The following is a 17443-nucleotide window of genomic DNA, read 5'->3' as shown; positions in this document are numbered from 1 at the left end:
CGCTGCTCTGGCAGCGGTCGCTGTCGCGGCTTTCCGGCTGTTCCGGATACCGCGAACAATTCAGCGGCCGACCCTGACAACTTCCTAAAATGTGTCGGCGAAACTGACCGGCATGATGAGCGCACGGAAGCGATCGACAGCCATCCGGCAGCAGATGTGGCAGTCCGCCGCACTGGCCACCCTCACGTTCGCGGTCCTGACCGTGGTGACCGGTTGCGTCGGTGGCGAAGCGGGCGGCGTCCGGGAGTCCCGGGTGGTCCTGGCCCCCGACGCACCTGACACGGCTGACACGGCTGACGCGGCCGACGCGGCTGCCCCGCTGAAAGCGGCGGGCGCCCCCGCCCGTTCAGTGACCGCCGTGACGGTCACCAGAGTGGTCGCGCCCGAAACGGCGGCGTGGGACGGCGGCATCGCCAGGTACCCTTCCCGCTGACGCCGGACCGCCGGCCACCCCGTCCGCCGCTTCCAGGACAGGGTGCGAGGGCAGTCGCAGAGTGAAGACGGTGGACTTTCCGGGAACGCTGCGCGCGGTCACGGTGCCGCCGTGGGCCTGCGCGAGCTGGCGGACGATGGCCAGCCCCAGTCCGCTGCCGCCGGTGCGGCGGCTGCGGGACTTCTCCACCCGCCAGAAGCGGTCGAAGATGTTGGCCAGGTCCTTCGGCGCGATCCCCGAACCGGTGTCGGTGACGTCGATCGTGACCATCTCGCCGGTCCGGTAGGCGTGCAGGGAGACGCTCCCGCCGGCCGGGGTGTGCCGCAGCGCGTTGGAGACCAGGTTGCCGAGGGCCTGGCGCAGCCGGACGGGGTCGGCGCTCAGCTGCGGATCCCCCTCCACGGAGCCGGCGATGCTCACCCCGGCGACCTGTGCGTGGGCGCGGTTCGCGTCGGTGACCTGCTGCAGGAGGTCGCCCAGCCGCACCGGTTCGGGGTGCAGCCGCAGGGTGCCAGCATCGGCGGACGCGAGGTCCTGCAGGTCGTCGATGATGTGCTGCAGAAGGAGCGCCTCGTCGTGGAGCGACGACAGCAGCCGCTGGTCGGGCACGACGATGCCGTCCTTGGCGACCTCCAGCCAGCCGCGGATGTTGGTCAGCGGGGTCCGCAGTTCATGGGCGATGTCACTGACCATCGCCTTGCGCTGGGTCTCGGTGCGTTCCCGGCGTTCGGACAGGTCGTTGAAGGCCGCGGCGAGGAATCCGATCTCGTCGCTGGTGGTGACCGGGACGCGGGTGTGCCGTTCTATGGGCTCCTGCGCGGCGTCGGTCAGAGCGCGCAGCGGCCGGACCAGCCGGGTGGCGATCAGGGCCGTCACGGTGACGGTGAGGAGCAGCACGAGTCCGGTCACGCCGGCGATGCGGGTGGTGTTGGCCCGGGACAGGTCGAAGCGCGGCCGGCCGGCGCCGGCGCCGGTGTCGCTGACGAAGAGCTGGGCGGCCGGGGCGACGAAGGTGCGCAGTTGCTCCCGGCGGCTGGCGTCGATGCAGTCCTGCAGCACCTGGTAGTCCGACGGTTCCTTGAAGCCCTTGCCCCAGGTGAAGTCGGACGACAGGGTCACATATCCCGCGACGGTGGATCCCTGGCGGGCCAGACAGGCGTTCACCAGGGTGTCGAGTCCGGTCAGCGCGCGCTGTTCGGTGGCGGTGGGCCGGCTCAGCCCCGCCAGACCGCAGTCGTCGTAGGCGTATTCGTCGAGCTTCGTCTGGCCGTCGCGGGACACCTGCACGGTGGGCCGGCCGCTGGGGCTGTCGGCCACCTTCCCCACCCACCCCTCGTCGCGCAGACACGTCAGCACCTTGCCGGCGAACTGCGTCAGCAGCGCGTGCTCGGCGGCGGGCAGCCGGTACGGGCCGACGGCGCGCGGATCGATCCGGGACACCGGCTGCGTTCCGCTCTGCCCCTGGAGCGGGGTGTCGGTCCGCAGGGCGTCGATGACGGCGAAGGCGCGCGGCGGCAGTTCAGGGCCCTTCGGCGCGGAATCGGCGAGCACATGGCGGTCCTGGTCGGTGAGCGCGACGCGGCGGCCGGTCGCCCGGGCCAGCCGGTCGATCGTCGGCTGGACGCCTTCCCATGCCCGGTGCCCGGCGGCGTAGCCGGTCAGCGTGTCGTGGATCATCGCGTCGTCGGACAGTATCTGGCCCTGCTCCTGCTGAATGGCCCGGGTGGTGGTCTGCACCGCGAGCCACGCCGTGGCGACGATCGAGCAGACGGCGATCAGCATCGAGGTGACCAGCAGCCGGGCCAGCAGGCTCTTGCGCAGCGGAACGTTACGGGGCACGGCGGCCTCCGGTGAGTTTGTATCCGACGCCGAACACGGTCACCAGGCGCACCGGCTTGCGCGGGTCGATCTCGATCTTCTTGCGCAGGTTGAGGATGTGCACGTCGATGGCGCGCTCGGAGATGGCGCGCTCGTACCCCCGGACGCACTCCAGCAGCTGACCGCGGGTGAAGACCCGGTCCGGTTCGGCCGCCAGCGCCAGCAGGATCTCGAACTCCCCCGGTGTGCAGACCACCGGCTCCCCCGCGCAGCTCACCGCCCGCCGGGCGGGGTCCACCGCCAGGGTGTCGACCCACAGCACTCCGTCGGCCGCCACCGGGGGCCGCTGGACGCGCCGCAGCAGGGCGTGGATGCGGGCCATCAGCTCCCGGGGGCTGTAGGGCTTGGTCATGTAGTCGTCCGCGCCCAGCTCCAGGCCGAGCAGCAGATCGTCCTCGTGCGAGCGGGCGGTGAGCATCAGCACCGGCAGATCGCTGCCGGGCCGGAGGATTCTGCACACGCCCAGGCCGTCGATCTCCGGCAGCATCCAGTCCAGGACGAGCAGGTCCGGCCGGCTGCGCAGCACCTCGTCGACGGCTGACCGGCCGTCATGGACGACGGTCGCGGTGTGGCCGTGCGCCTCCACGCACCGGCGTACCAGCTCCGCCTGCATTTCGTCGTCTTCCGCGACCAGAATATGTGCGCACACCCCTGGGATGTTAAGCGCACTGGTGTTCAGGAAAGTCGCCGTGAGATGTTTCCCGCATCCTGACACTTTCCTCATATCCACCGGCGAGGATTCGCCGTTCGGACGTGCTCAGGTACGCCGGGCCACCACCAGCCGGCAGTGCGGGCTGCCGTCCGGGCGGCGGCCGAACTCCTCCAGCGGCAGCAGTTCCACGGTGAACCCGGCCCGGAGCAGATCGTCCCGCACTCCCCGCAGCGGGAAGGTCCGGTAGTACATGACGAACGGCGGACGCCACAGAGCGTTGCGCACCCGCATGACCGCGTCGAAGCCGTACAGCGCCCAGTACAGCGGGGAGCGGACCGGCAGCGGCGCGCCGAGGGGGAAGGCGAACACCCCGCCGGGCCGCAACGAGCGGTGGATCCCGGCGAACAGACCCGGCCGCTCGGCGGGCAGGAAGTGTCCGAACGCCCCGAAGCTCACGGCCAGATCGAACCCCGCCGTGAACGGCAGCGCCCGCACGTCCGCCCGCACCCAGTCCACCGCGGGCTTGCCCTCCGCGGGGACGGCCGCCGCGGCGGCGGCCAGCATCCCGGTGCTGAAGTCGACTCCGGTGACCCGCTCCTCGCACAGCTCCCGCAGCACCCCGACCCCGGCGCCCGTACCGCAGCAGACGTCGAGCCCCGTCCCGAACGGCCCGAGCGGGCGCAGCGCGCCGGTGACCGCGTCCAGGAAGCGGTCGGGGGTGCGGAAGGGGGTGTGGTCGAACTTCGGCGCCAGCAGGTCGTAGCCGCGCTCGATCGACGAGAGCGCCTGCACGGTCAGTTCGCGGAACGTGGGTCCTTCGGAGGTGAACACCGCCCCCAGCGTAGTCAGCCGCGCTCCCCCGGGCCCGGCCCGCGAGCCGGCTCAGGCGGTCCGTTCGCCGGGTTCCGGGGCGGGGCCGGGGCGGTCCCGCGGGATCAGGGTCGGGTTGACGTTGTCGAGCACCGTGTCGCGGTCGACGACGACGCGGGCCACGTCGTTCCGGCTCGGCACCTCGTACATCACGTTGAGCAGGACCTCTTCGAGGATCGTGCGGGCCGCCCGGGCGCCGGTGCGGCGCAGCAGGGCCTGCTCCGCGACGGCGGCGACGGCGTCCTCGGTGAACTCGAGCTCGACGCCGTCGAGCTCGAAGAGCTTCTGGTACTGCTTGATGAGCGCGTTGCGGGGCTCGGTCAGGATCCGTGTCAGCGCCGCCACGTCCAGCGGCTGCACCGTCGACACCATGGGCAGCCGGCCGACGATCTCCGGGATGAGCCCGAACTGCACCAGGTCCGCGGGCATGACGTCGGCGAAGGCGTCCTCGGCCCGCTTCCGCCGCTCCTCCGTGCTGCGCACCTCGGCGCCGAATCCGATGCCCGAGCGGCTGGCGCGCTGTTCGATGATCCGCTCCAGCCCGGCGAAGGCGCCCCCGACGATGAACAGCACATTGCTCGTGTCGAACGGGATGAACTCCTGGCGGGGCTGCTTGCGGCCGCCCTGCGGCGGGACGCTCGCGGTCGTGCCCTCCAGCAGCTTCAGCAGCGCCTGCTGGACGCCCTCGCCGGAGACGTCCCGGGTGATCGACGGCCCGTCGCTCTTCCGGGCGATCTTGTCGATCTCATCGATGTAGATGATGCCGCGCTCGGCCTTGCGGACGTCCTGGTCGGCGGCCTGGATCAGCTTGAGCAGGATGTTCTCGACGTCCTCCCCGACGTAACCGGCCTCGGTGAGGGCGGTGGCGTCCGCGATCGCGAACGGGACGTCGAGCATCCGGGCCAGCGTCTGGACGAGATACGTCTTGCCGCAGCCGGTCGGGCCTATCAGCAGGATGTTGGACTTGCCGAGCTCGACGGGCTCGTCCTTCGCACCGCGCTGCCCGGTCCCGCCGGTCCGCGGACGGACCCGTTTGTAGTGGTTGTAGACCGCCACCGACAGCGCCTTCTTGGCGCTCTCCTGCCCGATGACGTAGCTGTCGAGGAACGTGTGGATCTCGCGCGGTGTCGGCAGCTCGAGCGAGCCGGCCTCGGGGGGCGCGCCGGTCTCCTCCACGATGAGTTCATTGCAGAGCTCGACGCACTCGTCGCAGATGCAGATGTCGGCAGGTCCCGCGATGAGCTTGCCGACCTGCTTCTGGGTCTTCCCGCAGAACGTACATTTCAGCAGGTCACCGCCGTCACCGATGCGTGCCACGCGGAAATGTCTCCTCAAACGGTTGTGCCGGTCGAACGGCCCTGGAGGCAAGGACTCGGGAGTCGGGACGGCCACTCGAATGCTGCGACCATATGACGTCACCATTTGAATGGTCAAGGTATCTTGAGCCGCTACGGACGCAACGCGGAAGCGCGAAGGCAAGAGTGAGGGCGATGGGCCGGCCCAGCAGGGTGGAGCTGCAGGAGCGCAACCGCGCCAAGGTACTGACCGCGGCCCGGGACGAGTTCGCCGAGCACGGTTTCCGGGACGCCAAGGTGGACCGGATCGCCGGGCGCGCCGGTCTGACCCGTGGCGCCGTCTACTCCAACTTCCCCAGCAAGCGCGCGCTGTACTTCTCGGTCCTGGCCGCCCTCGCAGAACGCGCCCCAGGACCGCCGCACCCCGAGCCCGGGCACACCGCCCCCGAGGCGCTCGGCACCTTCGCCCGCGCCTGGGTCGCGCGCCTCCCGCTCGCGGACACCGACGAGCCGCACGGCCCGGCCCGGCTCGGGATGTACCTGATGCCCGAGATCCTCGCCGAGGAGCGGATCCGGCGGCCGTTCGCCCAGCTGATGAAACTGGACGCGCTGCTGCTCGGGCTGGCGCTGGAGGGCCTCCGGCCGCCCGGAGCGCCGGCCGGCAGTCTGGTGCGGGTCGCGGAAGCCGTCCTGACGACCCTGCACGGCGCCGCCCAGCTGGCCGCGGCCGCGCCCGGTTTCGTCGAACCGTTCAACGTCGTCAGTGCCTGCGCACAGCTGGCGGGCCTCGATCTCAACGGCTGGTGGCCGCCGCCGCACGTGATCACCCAGGCGTGGCCGACCGACGAACCGTGGTCGCCGCCGCCCACCGTCGACGCGGTGCACGGCGGACCCGCGCGGCTCACGGACGACGGCGTGGTGGCGATCCTGGGGCTGCACCGGCTCGAGGCGGTGGAGGAGGCGGTGCGGGCGGCGCCGCCCGGCGCGACGGTCACCGCGGTCCTGGTCACCGGGGACCCCGACGAGTTGGCGCCGCTGGCGCGGCTGGCCGTCGCGGACCTCTGCGGCTGCCTGCGCCAGGCCTTTCCGCCGTCGGCCTGGCCGCGCCTCCAGGTGGTCTTCGACGAGTCGGGTGCCCTCGCCGCGGCGGCCGGTGTGCCCGCCGTCAGCGATGGAACCGAGGTCGCCGTCCGCATCCGGGCGAACCGGATCACGGCCCGCGCCGACGGCCGCGGCGCCTGCCACGCGACCGCGTCGGCCCCGGATCCCCCACTACCTTCGGCGCAGACGAAAGAGGACGTGGAATGACCACCGAACGCATAGGCCCGCCCGCGGTCGCGGATGAGCGCGAGATGCTGCGCGCCTTCCTCGACTACCACCGCGCCACGCTCGCCATGAAGTGCGACGGGCTCTCGGACGAGGAGCTGCGCCGGCAGTCGATGCCGCCCTCCACGCTCTCCCTGCTCGGTCTGGTGCGGCACATGGCCGAGGTGGAGCGCGCGTGGTTCCGCCGGATCATCAACGGGGAGGACATCGCGCTCGTCTGGTCGGACGAGCGCGACTTCCAGGTCGCGTACGACGCGAGCTCCGCCACCCGGACGGAGGCCTTCGACGCCTGGCAGGCGGAGGTCGAGCACTCACGCCGGATCGAGCGGGAGGCGGAGTCCCTCGATGTGACCGTCCACGAGCCCAAGGGCGACGAACAGGTCTCGCTCCGGCTGGTGATGCTGCACATGATGCACGAATACGCCCGGCACAACGGCCATGCCGACCTCCTGCGGGAGGGTGTCGACGGGACCGTCGGGGCCTGAGACCGCGGGTGGCCCGGACTCCGGGGCCGTGCTGTCGGCACGGTCACGGGCGTCCGGGCGCGAAGCGGCGTACATAGCGGCGTTGCCAGGGCGTTTCCACGGCGTGGGCGTCGTAGTGCCGGCGGACGTAGGCGACCGCCTCGCCGGGCGGGACTCCGTCGAGGACGGCGAGGCACGCCAGGGCGGTGCCGGTGCGTCCGCGGCCGCCGCCGCAGGCGAGTTCGACGCGTTCGCCGCCGGCCCGGGCCAGCGCCTCGGCGAGGACGGACCGGGCCTCCGCGTCGTCGCCCGGCAGCCGGAAGTCCGGCCAGCGCAGCCAGCGCGCTTCCCACGGCACCTCGGGCGGCCGCTTGCCGAGCAGATGGACCGCGAAGTCGGGTACCGGTCCGGCCGGCAGCGGCCGGCGCAGGGCACGACCGCGCACCAGGCGTCCGGAGGGAAGCCGGAGAACGCCGGCGTCGGTGGTGCTCCAGGCGTTCGTCATCCGCTCACCGTAGCCACGGGTCCGCGCCGGGTGCCGGGATTTTCCTCAAGGCAGCGATGAGTTCGGATCTTCGCCGGCGTCTACCCCCATGAGACGCGCCGCACGGAGCGACAACGAAGGAAGTAACGCCATGCGAAAGATCATCAACGCCACCTATGTGACGCTCGACGGCGACATGTCGAACATGCAGGACTGGCACATGGATTTCTTCGGTGCGGAAGCCACCAAGGCCGCCCACGCCCAGCTGTTCGGCAGCGACGCGCTGATCATGGGGCGCAAGACCTACGACGGGTTCGCGCCGGCGTGGTCCTCGCGTGCGGGAGCCGATGAGTTCGCCGACCGTATCAACGGCATCCGGAAGCACGTCGTGTCGTCCACGCTGAAGGACCCCGGCTGGGAGAACACCAGCGTGATCAGTGGTGACGTGGTCGCCGAGGTGCGGAAGCTCAAGGAGGAGCCGGGCGGGAACATCCTGCAGTACGGCTTCGGCCCGGTGACCCGGCTGTTGCTGGAGAACGGCCTGCTGGACGAGTTCCGGGTGTGGCTCCACCCCGTCCTGTCCGGCAAGGCCACCTCCGAGCAACTGCTGTACCGCGACGCGCTGCAGACCCGGTTCACCCTGAACGGCACCGAGGTGCACAGCACCGGGATGATCATCCTCAGCTACCTTCCGGTGCGCCCGGCGTAGTGCCCCCGAGGGGGCGGGGGCACCACGACCACGGTCGGTGTCGGCGGCCTCCTACGCACCGAGGGCGGCTCCGGACTGTTCCAGCACCGGTCCGGACACCGGGGACACCGGGTCGGGCCGGGAGCGCAGCAGGAGGAAGACGGCCACGGCGGTGACGGCCATGACCACCGCCCCGCAGCGGACCGCGAGATGGAGGGCGTCCACGAAGGACGCGTCCATCGTGCGGTGCAGTGCCGGGGGCAGCCCCGAGCCGCGGACGAGTCCGCCCGCGCCGTCGCCCGTGACCGAGGCGACGATGTCGTGGCGTGCCCGCGGCGGAGTGCCTGCGGACTCCAGACGGTGCGTCAGGCCGGAGGCCAGCCGGCTGGTCAGCACCGCGCCCAGGACGGCAACGCCGACGACACCGCCGAGTTCGCGGACGGTGTTGAGCGCCGCGGACGCCATGCCCGCGGCGGACGGCGCGACGCGGCGCAGTACCGCGATGGAGGCGGGGGCGAAGCTCAGCCCCATGCCGAAGCCCATCAGCGGCAGCACCCAGAGGTACTGCGGGTACCGGGCGCCGGATCCGTACAGGGAGAGCCCGGCCAGCGCCACCGCACACAGCGTCAGACCGGCGACGAGGGGTGGCCGGACCCCGTACCGCAGGGCGAGTCTGCCGGACAGCGGTGACGCGATCATGATCATGGCGGTGCACGGCAGCGCCGCGACGCCTGAGCCGGTGGGCGCCCAGCCCAGCACGTTCTGCATGTACAGCGGCAGGAAGAACATGACGCCGAACATGCCGAAGCTGACCGTGAACGCGGCCAGCGCCGCCCCGGCCAGGACCCGGTCAGCGAAGAACCGCAGATCCATCATGGGGTCGGCGGTCCGCAGTTCCACGACGCCGAACAGCAGCAGTGCCACCGCCCCGGCCGCGGCGGCGCCCAGTGTGACCGGGTCGGTCCAGCCGCGGCTCGGCCCCTCGACGAGGGCGTAGACGAGTCCGCCCAGTCCGACGGCCGCGAGTAGTTGTCCCGGCAGGTCGAGCCGCGCGGTGCGGGTGAAGTACTCGGGCAGTACGCGGCTGCCCAGGAGCAGCGCGGCCCCGCCGATGGGGACGTTGATCCAGAAGACACTGGCCCAGCCGAAGGCGTCGACCATCGGGCCGCCGATGACCGGCCCCAGGGCGAGACCGATGGCGGAGATGCCGGACCACAGGCCGATGGCGCGGGCGCGTTCCCGTTCGTCCTCGAAGGTGTGCCGCAGGATCGAGAGGCTGCCCGGGGTGAGCAGCGCGGCGCCCAGTCCCTGCGTCATGCGCGCCGCGATGAGCAGTCCGGTGGTGCCGGAGAGCGCGGCGAACGCCGAGCCGGCGGTGAACAGGGCGAGGCCGGCGAGGTAGGTCCGCCGCCGCCCGTAGCGGTCGCCGAGGGTGCCGCCGGTGAGCAGCAGGGCGGCGAAGACGAGGCTGTAGCCCTCCACGACCCATTGCAGGCCGCTCACCCCGGCATGGAGTTCCTGTCCGATCCGGGGCAGGGCGGTGTTCACCACGACGTTGTCGAGCATGGCCATGAACATCGTGGCGCACAGGGTGGCGAGCACCAGGTACTTGCGTCGGGAGCCGAGCTCCGCCATGGGGTCCCCTAACAGTGTTAGTCGATCTCTAACACCGTTAGATTGCCCCTAACGGTGTTAGATGGCAAGTGGATATCCGCGGTATCGGCGGTATCGGCGGACACGAGGAGTCGACCGATGAGGACAGACCGCGCGAAGGCGCCCGGCCAGCAGCCGCCGCTCACCCAGGAAGCGCTGGTGGGGGCCGCCCTGCTGGTGCTGGAGCGGGACGGCCTCGACGCCCTGTCCATGCGCAGGGTGGCGGCCGAACTCGGGGTGCAGGCACCCTCGCTCTACTGGCACGTCCGCAACAAGGAGCAACTGCTGGACCTGCTGGCCGACGCCCTGGTGGCCGACGCCGAGCCCCCGCCGCGGGAGGGCGACTGGCGCGAGCAGCTGCGCGCGTACTGCCATCTGCACCGCCGGCACCTGCTCGGCAAACGCGACGCCGCCAGAGTCGTCGCCGGACGCTTCAACCTCGGCCCGAGCCTCCTCGTCATCCTGGAGGACCAGCTGGACCGGCTCCGGGAGGCCGGATTCCCCGCTGCGGAAGCCGCCCTGACCAGCTACCTGCTCGGCAACTACGTGGCGGGTTTCGTGCTCCAGGAGCAGTCGCCCCTCTCGGCCGCCGAGGCCGTCGGGCAGGCCACCAGGACCGAGGTCGTCAACGCCGCCCGCGACCACCTCCAGCAGCTCCCCGCCGACCGGTTCCCCAACCTGGTGGCCCTCGCCGCGGAGCTGTCGGAGCCGAACATGGAAGATCGTTTCGCCTTCGGACTGGAACGCATCCTCGACGGGCTGGCCACGCTGCTGGACCCGGAGCCCGGCACGCGGTGACGACGGCGGAAGGCGCCGTACGGTCCACCGGACCGTGCGCGCCTCCCCCGGTCCGGCGGTCCCGGGGTCGGCCGTTCGGCTCAATACGGCGTGTTGCCGGGCGCGGGGCCGCGCGCCCTGTGCGCACAGTGGCATCCGCGCATCAGGACGGCGCGACCACGCGGCCGACACCGCAGGCGTGAAAGGCAGACCCGCCATGTCCTTGCGTGCGGACACCTCAGACCCCGTTCCCTCCCTCGACCACATGCCCGAGATCGGCGTCGTGGCCGCGGAGGAGTCCGGGCCAGGGGCCGGCCCGGACGACATCTGGGGGATGCCGGTCGCGGAGGGCGGCGAACTGCCCGCCGACGTGGGACTGACCCCGGCGGCCGCCGCGGCGGCCGGTTTCACCGGGCGCGTCGGACAGACGCTGGTGTGCGCGCACGCTCAGGGCACGCCGGTGGTGCTCTACGGCATCGGCGACCCGCAGACCGCCGACCCCGCCTCGCTGCGTGACGCGGCGGCCGCGTTCGCCCTGGCCGCCGGGCGCTCCGCGCGGCTGACGCTGCTCACCCCGGTCGGCGCGGGCGTGGACAGCCTGGTCGCGGCGCAGGCACTGGTCGAGGGCACGCTGCTGGCCCGCTACGCCTTCGAGCCGCTCAAGAGCGACACCGGGACCGTCCCCGTCCGGAGCCTGACCCTCGTGGTGCCCGCGCATGACACCGACGCCGCCGACCGCGGGGCGCGGCGCGGCGGGCTCCTTGCGAAGGCCACCCTGCTGGCCAGGGATCTGGCCAACTCCCCGCCGAACCTGCTCACCGCCACCCGGCTGGCCGACTGCGCGACGCGCGTCGGCGCCCTGAGCGGTCTGGACGTCGAGGTCTTCGACCAGGACGCACTGCGGGAGTTGGGCTGCGGCGGACTGCTGGGGGTCAACGCGGGCAGCACGGAACCGGCCCGCATGATCAAACTGACCTACCGGCCCCCCGCCGCCGGCCCCGAGGTGCCCCGGCTGGCGCTGGTCGGCAAGGGCATCACGTACGACTCGGGCGGCATCAGCCTCAAGCCCGCCGACGCGGTACACGCCACGATGAAGAACGACATGTCCGGTGCCGGAGCGATCCTGGCGGCCATGTCGGTGCTGTCCGCACTGCACTGCCCCACCTTCGTGACCGGCTATCTGATGTGCACGGACAACATGCCCTCGGGGTCCGCGACCAAGCTCGGCGATGTGCTCACCCTGCGCGGCGGCACGACCGTCGAGGTGCTGAACACCGACGCCGAGGGACGGCTGGTGATGGCGGACGCCCTCGTCCTGGCCACCGAGGAGCCCACCGACGCCGTCGTCGACATCGCCACCCTCACCGGCGCGAGCCTGCGGGCGCTCGGCCCGCAGATCGCCGCGGTGTTCGGCAACGCGCAACCGCTGGTGGACCAGGTGCTGGAAGCGGCCCGGCGCACCGACGAGCCCGTCTGGCAGCTGCCCCTGGCCCGGCGCTACCGCGGTGAACTGGACTCGGACGTCGCCGACATCAAGAACATCGGCGGACCCAACGGCGGGGCAATCCACGCGGCCCTGTTCCTCGAGGAGTTCGTCGCCGGGCGCGCCTGGGCGCACATCGACATCGCCGGCACGGCCCAGAACGACACCGCCTCGTCCTGGCGTCCCCGGGGCTGCACGGGCTTCGGCGCACGACTGCTGACCGAACTCGCACTCGGCTTCACCCGGGAACCCGAAGACTCCTGAACCGCGTTGTGGAAGGAGCGCCGTCCGGCCGGCAGGGGTCTCATTGACACGCTCCGCTCGGCGTGCCTAGCTTACGGCCGGAGCCCCTCCGGCGGACGCGAGGCCCGCACGGGCAGAATGACGATGGTGAACGGTATGTACGCAGGTCCGGGGATGGCCGCGTGGCGACGCCACGGCCGGGCCTCGGCGTTCCTGCGACGGCACATCGATCTGCAGCGGGTCAGCAGCGCCCTCTGTCGCGGCTGAACTCCGGGCTGACGACCGTCCCGCGAACCGCCCCGTAGCCGCAGAAGCAGCACCGTGCCAGAACGGAGAGTCCCCACCACCATGCCCACAGGTCTCCATCCCCCGCACCCCTCGGATCAGGACGCGGCCGCGCCGCCGCATGTCCTGGACAACCCGGCATGGGCCGCACTGACCGGCCCGCACCGCCACCTCGCCGAGATCCGCGGGGCCGCCGCCCGCTATCGGTCCGACGTGTCGCCGTTCGTGGCGCTCGCCGATGCCGAGGATCCACGCGGCTGGAAGGACCTGGCCGAGCTGGTGGAGCCGGGCCTCACCATCGCCGTCACGGGAACCGTGGCCGTCCCCGAGGACTGGGAGACCATCGACTCCGGCTATGGAGTGCAACTCGTCGACACCGCGCTGCGCGCCGAGGCCGAGCCGGAGGCGGTGCGGCTGGGCCCCGCCGACGTTCCGGAGATGCTGGATCTCGTCGCCCGCACCAAGCCGGGCCCGTTCCTGCCCCGCACCATCGAACTCGGCGCCTACTACGGGGTCCGCCGGGACGGCCGGCTCGTCGCGATGGCCGGGGAACGGCTGCGGGTCCCCGGCTGGACGGAGATCAGCGCCGTGTGCACCGACCCGGACCATCGCGGGTCCGGGCTGGCGACGCGGCTGATCCGCCACGCCGCCGCCGGTATCCGCGAGCGGGGGGACACCCCGTTCCTGCACGCGGCGGAGTCCAACACCGGCGCCGTCCGGCTGTACGAGTCGATCGGCTTCACCCTGCGCCGCAGAACGCTCTTCACCTTCGTCCGGGTCCCGGACAGCGCGCAACGCCGCCTCGAGTGACCGCCGGGTCAGGGCTCCGGCAGCGTGGTGCAAGCGCCTGTCCTGTCCGGCTCGTCCCCCGTTCCTCTCCAGCTCCTCGACCAGAAGTGTGAGATACCGATGCCCAAGGCCTATGTGTTCTCCCGGTTCGGCGGTCCCGAGACCGAGTCCTTCGCCGACGTGCCCCGGCCGGTGCCCGGCGCCGGCCAACTCCTGGTGGCGGTACGGGCCGCCGGGGTCAATCCGGTCGACTGGAAGCGCAGGACGGGATACGTCCAGGCCAACGCGCCGGCCGTGGAGCTGCCCGCGGTGCTGGGCGGTGAGGTCTCCGGTGTGGTGGAGCAGGTGGGCGACGGCGTCGAGGGGTACGCGGTCGGGGACGCCGTGTTCGGCAATCCCCTCACCGGCGGTTATGCCGAGTACACGCTGCTGCCGGTGGCCAGCACCGCGCACAAGCCGGCCGGGGTGTCCTGGGCCGACGCCGCGACGCTGCCCGTCGCCGTGGCCACCGCGTACGACGGTGTGCAGCAGCTCGATCTGCCGGCCGGCTCGACGCTCCTGATCAACGGTGTCGGCGGCGGAGTGGGCAGCGCCGCCGCGCAGATCGCCACCCACCGGGGTCTGCGGGTGGTCGGCACCGCGAGCGCGGCGAAGCAGGAGTTCGTCGAGTCCCTCGGGGTCGTGCACGTCGCGTCGGGATCCGGCGTGGCGGACCGGGTGCGCGCGGCGGCGCCCGAAGGCGTCGACGCGGTCTTCGACCTGGTCGGCGGCGCGTCCCTGGAGGAGGTCGCCGCGCTGCTGGCGGATCCCGCGGCGCTGATCAGCGGTCCCGACAAGGTGAACGTCGTCAAGCTCGGCGGGGCGACGGTGGCGAGGAAGCGGAACACCGAAGTGCTGGACGCCGTAGCGGAGTTGGTCGCCGAGGGCGTCCTCGACCCGTTCGTGACCCGGACCTTCCCCTTCGAGCAGGCCGGCCAGGCGCTGCGCGCCGTGGAGGAGGGCCACACCCGGGGCAAGGTCGTGATCGAGGTCTCGCGGTAGACCGGGGCGGGGCGGCCGGCGGGCATTGCGCCGGGCAATACCCGCGGGATAGCGTCGATATGAGGTGACGAGGCCACCGGCCGTTCGAACCGGAGAGAGGTGATGACGATGCGGACAGCACCCGGTCGCGTCGTCATCGGCACTCTCGACCCCCGCGGGCCCGTCGTCCATCTCTACGGACGGCAGCACATCGATCTGCAACGGATCGCCGGCTCCCTCTGTTGTCCCTGATCTGACTCCCTGCTGACGCTCACGCCCCCGGGGCGGCGCGTCCTCATCCGGTCGATCAGGAAGGCAACCACGCCATGTCCGCATCCCTGAACCCGTTGCATCTCGCCGTAGCGCTCGACGACGCCGGCTGGCATCCCGCCGCCTGGCGGGAGCCGGGGGCCCGCCCCCGGGACCTGCTCACCGCCGGCTACTGGGCCGACGCCGTCGCCGAGGCCGAGCGCGGGCTGCTGGACTTCGTGACGTTCGAGGACTCCCTCGCCCTCCAGTCCGCCGGCCGCACCGGTCCTGACGACCGCACCGACCAGGTGCGCGGCCGGCTGGACGCGGTTCTCGTCGCGGCCCGGGTCGCCCCGCTGACCACGCACATCGGACTGGTACCGACCGCGGTCGCCACCCACACCGAGCCGTTCCACCTCTCGAAGGCGATAGCCACCCTCGACTACGTCAGCGCCGGCCGCGCCGGACTACGGGTCCGGGTGTCGGCCCGGCCCGACGAGGCGGCGCACTTCGGCCGCCGTTCCTTCCCGCCGTTCGGCGCCGCGGAGCCGGGTCGGCCGCACGTACCGGACCTGGTGGCCGAGTTGTACGACGAGGCGGCCGACTACGTCGAGGTGGTGCGCCGGCTGTGGGACAGCTGGGAGGACGACGCGGAGATCCGGGAGGTGGCCACCGGCCGGTTCATCGACCGGAACAAGCTGCACTACGCCGACTTCCACGGCCGGCACTTCAGCGTGAAGGGCCCCTCGATCACCCCGCGCCCGCCGCAGGGGCAGCCCGTCGTGACCGCCCTCGCCGACTCGGCCGTGCCGTACCGGCTGGTGGCCCGTGCGGCGGACGTCGGCTATGTCACCGCGCACGACGCCGACGAGGCCCGCACGATCGTCGCCGCGGTCCGCGCCGAACAGGAGGCCGCGGGACGGAACGACGACACCGTGCACGTCTTCGGCGACCTGGTGGTCTTCCTCGACGAGCGGCCCGGGGTCGCACGGGCGCGCCGGGACCGGCTCGACGCCCTGGCGGGTGAGACCTGGACGAGCGACGCCGAGGTGTTCACCGGAACGCCGTCGCAACTGGCCGATCTGCTCCTGGAACGGCGGCGGGCCGGACTCACCGGCTTCCGGCTGCGCCCCGCCACCATCGGCCGCGACCTGCCGGCGATCACGCGCGGCCTGGTGCCCGAACTCCAGGCCCGCGGCGCCTTCCGCCGTTCCTACGAGGCCCGGACGCTGCGCGGGCTGCTCGGCCTCCCGCGCCCCGCCAACCGCTATGCCACCACCGCTACCGCCGTGACCGCCGCCACTGCCGGCATCACCGGTGCCGCCGGCACCGTCGGTGCCTGAGCCGGAGGGATCCGACCGACCATGAGCAAGCCCCTCAAGCAGATCCATCTCGCGGCGCATTTCCCCGGCGTCAACAACACCACCGTGTGGAGCGACCCGGAGGCGGGCAGCCACATCGAGTTCAGCTCGTTCGCGCACTTCGCCCGTACCGCGGAGCGGGCCAGGTTCGACTTCCTGTTCCTCGCCGAGGGCCTGCGGCTGCGCGAACAGGGCGGCGAGATCTACGACCTCGATGTCGTGGGCCGCCCCGACACGTTCACCGTGCTCGCCGCACTCGCCGCGGTGACCGAGCGGATCGGCCTGACCGGCACGATCAACTCCACCTTCAACGAGCCCTATGAGGTCGCCCGCCAGTTCGCCAGCCTCGACCACCTCTCCGGCGGCCGCGCGGCCTGGAACGTCGTCACCTCCTGGGACGCCTTCACCGGCGAGAACTTCCGGCGCGGCGGCTTTCTCGCGCAGGACGACCGCTACTCACGCGCCGAGCAGTTCCTGCGCACCTCATGGGAGCTGTTCGACTCCTGGCAGGACGACGAGATCGTCGCCGACACGGAGTCCGGCCGGTTCCTCCGCGATCCCCGGGCGGGCGAATTCCACCACCGCGACCAGCACTTCGACATCGCCGGCCGGTTCAACGTCCCCCGCAGCCCGCAGGGCCGCCCCGTCATCTTCCAGGCGGGCGACTCCGAGGAGGGACGCGAGTTCGCGGCGGCCACCGCCGACGCGATCTTCAGCCGGCACAGCACCCTCGACGCCGGCCGGGCGTTCTACACCGACGTCAAGGACCGACTCGCGCGCCATCAGCGCACCCGCGACGAGCTGCTGATCCTGCCCGCCGCGACGTTCGTGCTCGGCGACACCGACGCCGAGGCACGCGACCGCGCGCACGACGTCCGCAGGGCACAGGTCAGCGGGCAGACCGCGATCAAGTACCTGGAACAGCTGTGGAACCGCGACCTGTCGGGCTACGACCCGGACGGTCCGCTGCCCGAGATCGACCCCGACCCGGGCGAACACACGGTCGCGCGGGGCCGGGCCAGCGTGCGGATGTTCCGCGATCCGCTGGCCACCGCGAAGGAATGGCGGCAGAAGGCGGAGGCCGGCGGGCTGTCGATCCGCGAACTCGTGATCGAGACCACCGGCCGCCAGACCTTCGTCGGCTCCCCGTCGACCGTCGCGACCACCATCAATGACTTCGTCCAGGCCGACGCGAGCGACGGCTTCATCCTCGTCCCGCACGTCACCCCGGGCGGACTCGACGCGTTCGCCGACACGGTCGTCCCCCTGCTCCAGGAGCGGGGCGTCTTCCGGCACGACTACGAGGGCAGCACACTCCGCGACCACCTCGGCCTGGACCGGCCACCGGCCAGGAACAGCACCCGGAGCAACGACAGTACGAATAAGGCGGCGTCGTGACGGAACTTCCTTCGGATCGCGCTCAACGCGGCACCTCCCAGGCCCCGTCCGCGGACCCCTCCCCCGGCGCCTCCCCCGAACTCCGTCCGGAGGGA

At 72.0% G+C, this 17443-nt stretch carries 17 protein-coding genes; 11 read left to right on the top strand and 6 right to left on the bottom strand.

The genetic code is table 11. The annotated features are described in order from the left end of the window. Positions 1-346: 346 nt before the first annotated feature. The 4 genes from LNW73_RS32270 to clpX form a co-directional block, all read right to left on the bottom strand. The gene (locus LNW73_RS32270) at positions 347-2272 is read right to left on the bottom strand and encodes a sensor histidine kinase (RefSeq protein WP_250992391.1); all 1926 of its coding nucleotides are present in this window, start codon (positions 2270-2272) and stop codon (positions 347-349) included. Continuing rightward, positions 2262-2960: a response regulator transcription factor gene (locus LNW73_RS32265; protein ID WP_250974145.1), complete on the bottom strand. Its 699-nt coding sequence runs from the start codon at positions 2958-2960 to the stop codon at positions 2262-2264. Before LNW73_RS32265 ends, LNW73_RS32270 begins: the two co-directional genes overlap by 11 nt. Positions 2961-3068: 108 nt before the next feature. Beyond that, positions 3069-3794, bottom strand: a complete 726-nt coding sequence (locus LNW73_RS32260) for a class I SAM-dependent methyltransferase (protein ID WP_250992390.1) — start codon at positions 3792-3794, stop codon at positions 3069-3071. A gap of 51 nt (positions 3795-3845) precedes the next feature. Then, entirely contained in the window at positions 3846-5150 is a 1305-nt protein-coding gene (clpX, locus tag LNW73_RS32255) for an ATP-dependent Clp protease ATP-binding subunit ClpX (RefSeq protein WP_250974147.1), read from the bottom strand. Between the two features lie 173 nt (positions 5151-5323). On the opposite strand from clpX, the gene LNW73_RS32250 reads away from it, so the two are divergent. Continuing rightward, positions 5324-6436, top strand: a complete 1113-nt coding sequence (locus tag LNW73_RS32250; RefSeq protein WP_250992389.1) for a TetR/AcrR family transcriptional regulator — start codon at positions 5324-5326, stop codon at positions 6434-6436. Further along, positions 6433-6939: a DinB family protein gene (locus LNW73_RS32245; protein WP_250992388.1), complete on the top strand. Its 507-nt coding sequence runs from the start codon at positions 6433-6435 to the stop codon at positions 6937-6939. The genes LNW73_RS32250 and LNW73_RS32245 overlap by 4 nt, the downstream gene beginning before the upstream one ends. Positions 6940-6982: 43 nt before the next feature. On the opposite strand, the gene LNW73_RS32240 is transcribed toward LNW73_RS32245, so the two are convergent. Beyond that, positions 6983-7423, bottom strand: a complete 441-nt coding sequence (locus LNW73_RS32240) for a protein-tyrosine phosphatase family protein (RefSeq protein ID WP_250974150.1) — start codon at positions 7421-7423, stop codon at positions 6983-6985. 130 nt (positions 7424-7553) lie between these two features. Between LNW73_RS32240 and LNW73_RS32235 the strand changes: the two genes are divergently transcribed. After that, positions 7554-8111, top strand: a complete 558-nt coding sequence (locus tag LNW73_RS32235; protein WP_250992387.1) for a dihydrofolate reductase family protein — start codon at positions 7554-7556, stop codon at positions 8109-8111. A 51-nt stretch (positions 8112-8162) separates the two neighbouring features. Here the strand turns inward: LNW73_RS32235 and LNW73_RS32230 are convergent, their stop codons facing one another. Beyond that, the gene (locus LNW73_RS32230; RefSeq protein ID WP_250992386.1) at positions 8163-9725 is read right to left on the bottom strand and encodes an MFS transporter; all 1563 of its coding nucleotides are present in this window, start codon (positions 9723-9725) and stop codon (positions 8163-8165) included. Positions 9726-9842: 117 nt separating this feature from the next. Between LNW73_RS32230 and LNW73_RS32225 the strand changes: the two genes are divergently transcribed. From LNW73_RS32225 to LNW73_RS32200, 8 genes are all read left to right on the top strand, one after another. Continuing rightward, positions 9843-10541 carry a TetR/AcrR family transcriptional regulator gene (locus tag LNW73_RS32225; protein ID WP_250992385.1) on the top strand — a complete coding sequence of 233 codons (699 nt, stop codon included), beginning with the start codon at positions 9843-9845 and terminating at the stop codon, positions 10539-10541. A gap of 244 nt (positions 10542-10785) precedes the next feature. Beyond that, the gene (locus LNW73_RS32220; protein ID WP_250992384.1) at positions 10786-12267 is read left to right on the top strand and encodes a leucyl aminopeptidase; all 1482 of its coding nucleotides are present in this window, start codon (positions 10786-10788) and stop codon (positions 12265-12267) included. A gap of 117 nt (positions 12268-12384) precedes the next feature. Then, positions 12385-12513, top strand: a complete 129-nt coding sequence (locus LNW73_RS36750) for a putative leader peptide (RefSeq protein ID WP_374118235.1) — start codon at positions 12385-12387, stop codon at positions 12511-12513. 81 nt (positions 12514-12594) lie between these two features. After that, complete coding sequence (locus LNW73_RS32215; protein ID WP_250992383.1) at positions 12595-13341, top strand: GNAT family N-acetyltransferase; 747 nt, start codon at positions 12595-12597, stop codon at positions 13339-13341. Between the two features lie 99 nt (positions 13342-13440). Continuing rightward, positions 13441-14361: an NADP-dependent oxidoreductase gene (locus tag LNW73_RS32210; protein ID WP_250992382.1), complete on the top strand. Its 921-nt coding sequence runs from the start codon at positions 13441-13443 to the stop codon at positions 14359-14361. A gap of 108 nt (positions 14362-14469) precedes the next feature. Then, complete coding sequence (locus LNW73_RS36115) at positions 14470-14592, top strand: putative leader peptide (RefSeq protein WP_285391973.1); 123 nt, start codon at positions 14470-14472, stop codon at positions 14590-14592. A gap of 74 nt (positions 14593-14666) precedes the next feature. Continuing rightward, positions 14667-15932 carry an LLM class flavin-dependent oxidoreductase gene (locus tag LNW73_RS32205; RefSeq protein WP_250992381.1) on the top strand — a complete coding sequence of 422 codons (1266 nt, stop codon included), beginning with the start codon at positions 14667-14669 and terminating at the stop codon, positions 15930-15932. A 21-nt stretch (positions 15933-15953) separates the two neighbouring features. Continuing rightward, on the top strand, positions 15954-17348 hold the full coding sequence (locus tag LNW73_RS32200; RefSeq protein ID WP_250992380.1) for an NtaA/DmoA family FMN-dependent monooxygenase: 1395 nt from the start codon (positions 15954-15956) through the stop codon (positions 17346-17348). Positions 17349-17443: the final 95 nt, after the last annotated feature.

This window comes from Streptomyces sp. RKAG337 (genome assembly GCF_023701715.1).
In the GTDB taxonomy this organism is placed as follows: Bacteria; Actinomycetota; Actinomycetes; order Streptomycetales; family Streptomycetaceae; genus Actinacidiphila.
The sequence above is the reverse complement of the archived record's forward strand: the minus strand, read 5'-3'. Positions and strand labels throughout refer to the sequence as shown.